Genomic DNA, 4,892 nt, shown 5'->3' with positions numbered 1-4,892 from the left:
TCAGCCCATTATCCAATAAACCTTGATTAACTAAAGCATTGCCCAAACGCCAATACAACCAATAATTATCGGGATTTTTATCTATCTTTAAATACCAATGATAAAGAGGGTCTAATAATTTTCTGATTTCACCAGGAGAAAAATCCTGCTTTTCTCGCCATAAAATAGAATCAGCTTTTTGATTAATATCCGCTCTACCGTAATGTCCATTCCCCTGAACATCAACAGAATCAAACCCCTCTGATGTTACCTGTGATACAGCGACAGTTAAGCGAGACCTCACCAGTTGAGCCTCATCAAAGCGTCCCACCCGTCGCAAAACCCGACTCCAACTCAAAATAGACCCAGCCGCCTCCGGTTGCAACTCCACCGATCGCCGATAAGCCTCGATCGCCTCATCAAAACGCCCCAACTCCTCAAGGGCCTCACCCAAACGATGATAAGCAAAATAATCACTCAACCCATCATTCGCCCGCACTTGCTCAATCTTTCCCTCATCCACCAACGCCCACTTAACCGACTCAACAGCAGGCAACCCCTGCAACAACAAATCCAAACCCTGGGACACCCCACCACCCGGCACCGCCAAAACCTCAGCCACCACAGCCGCCAACAACTCCCCAGCCTCAGCATCCCCAGCCTCAGCCCCATCCAACTCCCGAACCTTATCAAACTCCTGCGCCAGACCCGCCGCGATTTCAATCCACTCCTGACTGTCCAAATCTCTCAAAGGAGGCAACTCCCGCCAATTTACAGGTTCTGATGCCTTAACAAMAGCCAACTCCTCATCATCAATATCCACAATCACCCGCGCACCCCAGACCAGCTTATACAAAAGCCCCAAAACTATATTCGGTATCCGAGGCTTCGACAGATGCACCACCTCATAGGGATGAGCCAAAACCAGACCCAAAGCCTGCTCCACAAACCGCCCCTCATCCGCTACCGTCACCGTATGACAAGGAATCTGGGTTCCCCGAATCGGCTCCCACACCTGCCCCCCGTACCGAGGAAACAGACAGCCAATCAACTCCACCTCAGCCCAACCCCCATACAACTGCGCCAAAGTATAGGCACGCCCCGCAGCATTGTGGGACAACTCCCAACCACAGACCCCCACCCGCAGGCGCTCCTTCCCAGCATCCGCCATCACCGATCGCCCCTGATGATGACCCACCGCATCCACCAAAACCCCGTCATCGGAGCCATGCCAAACCCCCACCAGCCCCGGTTCATCTCCCGTCAAAGCCTCATACATCCCCTGGCGAATCTCATCGGCACTCCGGGCACGATTCCAAATCCGCAACTCAGACAACTTGCCATCATTAAAGCGCTTCCCATCAGAATGAGCCATCAACCGCACCGTCGCCTCAGTCCCCACAGCCTCGGACTCCCCGCTCCAATCGGCCTCTCGCCGGAGGACCCCATCAAAATAAATCCGCCCGTATTCCCCCACCTTCCGCACACAAGCCACATGAACCCACTCATGGAGCCTCATATCCTCTTGGGGAACCCAGTCAACCGGTTTAGCAAAAGCCTCCCCCTTGCCAAAATACCACTGAGCCCTCTGGCCATCTTTTAACCGAAAGCAGAACTCATTTTGCTCGTCGCTGACAAACTTAGAGATAATCTCCGTCCAACCCTCCGGCCACCGTCGCAAATACAGCCAAAACTCGACGGTCAAATCCCCCGTAATACTCAACTCCTGGCGGTGGTCAATTTCCCCATAGGTCCCCAACTCTGGCCGAAAATCCACAACTGAACCCCGACCCGACCCCGGAGCCACCCGCCAATATTCTCCCCATTGCGTCGCCGCTTCCGGCCAGCGTCCCAACCCCATCAAAGCCAACGCCAACCGTCGCCGGATATTCGCCGCCCCCGGATACCTCTCCAGCAGCCACTGCCACTGCTCTACCACCTCTGGCCAGCGTCCCAACTCCACCAGCACCCCAGCCCAAAGCCGATGCACCTCCGGCTTATCAACCCCCAACTTGACGGCCCGACGCAACTCCACCACCGCCTCAACCGGACGTTCCAACTGCACCAGGGCCCGTCCCAAACCCAAGGAAGCCTCCCCGGACTCTCCCAACTCCAGGACGACTTGGCGATACTGGTCTACGGCTTCCGACCACCGCCCCAACTTCTCCAAAGCCTCGGCCAAAGCCAAACCCCACTCACCCACCTGGGGATTTATTTCCCAACTGCGACGATACATAGCCAGGGCTTCATCCCAGCGCTCCCGTAGCCCTTCGAGTTTCCCCAGATAAAAATAGGCTTCCCCCTGGTCAGGCTGTAACTCCAGAGTCCGGCGCAAACTCGCCTCAGCCCGGTGTAGGTCTGTTCCCGCCTCCACCAAAGCCACCCCCAAACCCAACTGCAATTGGGGGTCATCACCCTGAAAATCGGCCGCCTGCTGCAAATAACCGACGGCTTCGGTAAACCGTCCCTGGCGGCGCAACAGGTGCCCCAACTGTAAATTAAATTCTGCTACCCCCGGCTTTAAGGCGACAGCCTTCCCATAGGCTTCAATGGCTGCTTCCCAATGCTGTTGGTGAACTAATGCTTGACCGAGGGGCAAATAAAATTTATAATAATCTGGCTTTAATTCCAAGCCCTGATTTAAGGTGGCGATCGCCTCATCCCAAAGTTCCAATTTCACCAAAGCCACACCGAGGCGATAGTAGCAGAGATAATTGGAACCGAGAGAAATGGCTTGTCGATAAGCCTGAACAGCCCCTTCCCAGTCTTCCAACTGAGTCAAGGCTTCTCCCAAATAGTAGTGATGCCAGGAGAGGTCTGGCGTTAACTCAATACCCCGGCGATACTCAGCTACGGCTTCTTGAATTTTTCCTTGTTGGAGCAGTTGATTGGCTGTTTCCAGGCTAGAGTTACCGACTGTCTGGGTCATACAGGGACACGAGATTAATTACCAAACCATCGCCTATTATATCATACGCTCCGGCGATATGCAAGAAATTAATCGAAATATTTGAAAAATACTTTTGGGCAACAGTAAGTCAATGTTGCGTCTGGGGTGTTGGGGAAGTAGGGCGGGTTTATATGGCTGATCGCGAACCAGAATATGGGCTGTTGAACCCGCCCCTACAGGGTTATCTGACCCACCCCACCCATGGGATATTTGGGAAGGCGATCGCGTTGGGGAGTTTTGGGAAGGCGATCGCGTTGGGGAGTTTTGGGGAAGGCGATAGAGAGTTTTGGGAAGGCGATCGCGTTGGGGAGTTTTGGGAAGGCGATAGAGAGTATTGGGGAAGGCGATCGCGTTGGGGAGTATKGSGAWGGCGATRGAGAGTATTGGGGAAGGCGATCGCGTTGGGGAGTATTGGGAAGGCGATCGCGTTGGGGAGTWTTGGGNAAGGCGATCGCGTTGGGGAGTTTTGGGGAAGGCGATCGSGTTGGGGAGTWTTKGGGAAGGCGATCGGGTTGGGAGAGTATTGGGAAGGCGATCGGGTTGGGGAGTTTTGGGGAAGGCGATCGGGTGGGAGAGTATTGGGAAGGCGATCGCCACCTGCTGTCGGTTCCCAGAAACCCGGTTTCCCAAGAGTTTAGACTCCCCCCTGCAACCAGTGCTGAAAATCCTCCATCCCCCGAAAATCTAACAAAGCCTCCGCCAACTCATCCTTTTGACCCGAGTTGAGAGATATCACCTGTTGCCGTTGCATATCCGACAACTCACCACAGCGACGGGTTAACTGTCGCAACAGCATCTCCGTCTGTGCTTCCTGGCGACCCTTCTGCAACACATCCCGATAAAACCGGGTATCCTCAAGCCTAACCTGGGTAATATCCAACATTTCCCGTATCTCCTCCAAGCTCAACTGTGGAAACTTACTCACCAGTATACTTTCTACCAAATCCAACCGTCGCCGAAATACCTCCTCACTCGCCTCAACATTCAACAAATCACGAGCGCTTTGTGGGGTTTCCGACTCCGGCAATACCAACAACCGCAACAACGCCAAATTCGGACTCAAATCCGACCGACCAATCAAGTCTTCGAGATAAAGCCTTTCCACCAAATTATCTAATAGCAGGCGATAGGGAGTCTCCACCCCAAACCCCTGGCTGCGACTGGGGAAAATCAATAGCCCCCGCCAAGGTCGGCTCACCTCATATTGTCCCAGATACATAAACACTTCCCGAAAAAAGCGACCGTAGAATCCCCTATCAGGCTGCATTTGCGCTTCCACGAACACCAAGGGCAAATCTGGGTTATCATCCCCCACAGGGGTAAATAAGCCATCAATACGCTGTTCCTGTTCTTTGACCACCGGAGCGCTATAATCAAATTGGCAGTCCATGGGAATGCCAGGAACTAACTCAGCAATCAGTTCCGGTTGCCATAGGAAAATGCGATAAAATAGTTTGTCAGTTTTCATATGTTGGGACGGGGCTGGTACTCAGTCCAATTTGATTACGGCTTTGATTACGGCTTTGATTAAGGCTTTGATTAAGGCTTTGATTAAGGCGATCGCTTGATGAATATATTGAGAAAAATTCTATAATAGATTCACACCATCATATGCTCTGCAACCAGTGCACTAAATCCTCCATCCCCCGAAAATCTAACAAAGCCTCCGCCAACTCATCCCTTTGACCCGAGTTGAGAGATATCACCTGTTGCCGTTGCATATCCGACAACTCACCACAGCGACGGGTTAACAGTCGCAACAGCATCTGGGTCTGTGCTTCTTCGCGACCTTCTTCGCGACCCTTCTGCAACACATCCCGATAAAACCGGGTATCCTCAAGCCTAACCTGGGTAATATCCAACATTTCCCGTATCTCCTCCAAGCTCAACTGTGGAAACTTACTCACCAGTATACTTTCTACCAAATCCAACCGTCGCCGAAATACCTCCTCACTCGCCTCAA

General features: G+C 52.7%; 3 protein-coding genes. All 3 read right to left on the bottom strand.

Annotated features, from left to right (window positions below; translation table 11 throughout):
• Positions 1-2,908 (bottom strand): tetratricopeptide repeat protein (locus B9T16_RS25725; protein ID WP_410246097.1); only part of this gene is annotated, 2,908 nt, incomplete at its 3' end.
• A gap of 655 nt (positions 2,909-3,563) precedes the next feature.
• Complete coding sequence (locus B9T16_RS25720) at positions 3,564-4,397, bottom strand: DUF2887 domain-containing protein (protein ID WP_410246096.1); 834 nt, start codon at positions 4,395-4,397, stop codon at positions 3,564-3,566.
• Positions 4,398-4,536: 139 nt separating this feature from the next.
• A partial coding sequence (locus B9T16_RS25715) for a DUF4351 domain-containing protein (protein ID WP_410246095.1) occupies positions 4,537-4,892 on the bottom strand: 356 nt, incomplete at its 5' end.

The sequence above is a fragment of the Arthrospira sp. PCC 8006 genome (assembly GCF_046480465.1).
Classification (GTDB): Bacteria; Cyanobacteriota; Cyanobacteriia; order Cyanobacteriales; family Microcoleaceae; genus Limnospira; species Limnospira platensis.
This window is presented reverse-complemented; position numbering and strand designations above follow the sequence as displayed.

Coding starts and splice junctions, on each gene's coding strand:
- B9T16_RS25720 (WP_410246096.1), bottom strand. CDS start 4,397: ATGAAAACTGACAAACTATTTTATCGCATTTTCCTATGGCAACCGGAA.